Here is an 847-nt window from a genome sequence, read left to right as displayed (position 1 = left end):
TCCATCGCGCGATACCCGAGCGCTTCCGCCAAATGAGGCCGCTCAATCTGCTCAGCACCTTCTAAATCCGCTATCGTACGGGCCACTTTAATGATGCGATGATAGGCACGAATCGATAATCCCAGCCGATGGAGTGCAGTTTCGAGAAATTCCGCATCGCTTTTTTGCAACGGGCAAAATGCCTCAATCTCACGGCTGCCGAGCAGTGCGTTGACTTTGCCGTTTCGATTGAGCATGCTCTCACGAGCAAGACTGACGCGCTCTTTGACGAGTTCTGTGGGTTCACCTCGGTCACCACCTTCCGCCAACGTACCTTTCGGTAAGGATGGAATTTCTAACGACATATCAAAACGGTCGAGAAGCGGTCCCGATAAACGACCTAAGTAACGCAAAATAGCTTGAGGGTTAGTGCGAGCTTGATTCCCTTCGTAATAGCCAGTTGGGCTTGGATTCAACGCGCCCACCAGCTGAAAACGAGCAGGAAAACGCGTTTTTCCTTGTGCGCGCGAAATGATGATCTCACCCGATTCCAGTGGCTCTCGTAACGAGTCCAACACTTTACGGTCAAACTCCGGCATTTCATCAAGGAACAATAACCCATTGTGAGCCAAAGAAATCTCACCTGGTCTTGGCACCGAGCCACCACCAACTAATGCCGCCATCGAACTGGAATGGTGCGGCGCACGAAACGGACGCGACTTCCAGTTGTGCTCATTAATCTCACTTTGCGTCAGTGATGCGACTGAAGCCGTTTCCATCGCTTCTTCGTCGCTCATCTCCGGCAGTAAGTCGCATAAACGCGACGCCAGCATGGTTTTTCCTGTACCAGGAGGACCAAGGAAAAGTA

General features: G+C 51.7%; 1 protein-coding gene. It reads right to left on the bottom strand.

What is annotated here, in order from left to right:
* A partial coding sequence (locus R7R24_RS25730; protein WP_318119951.1) for a YifB family Mg chelatase-like AAA ATPase occupies positions 1 to 847 on the bottom strand: 847 nt, incomplete at both ends.

It is taken from the genome of Vibrio sp. 704 (assembly GCF_033339295.1).
Note: the sequence above shows the minus strand (reverse complement) of the source record. Positions and strands in the feature narration are given on the sequence as shown.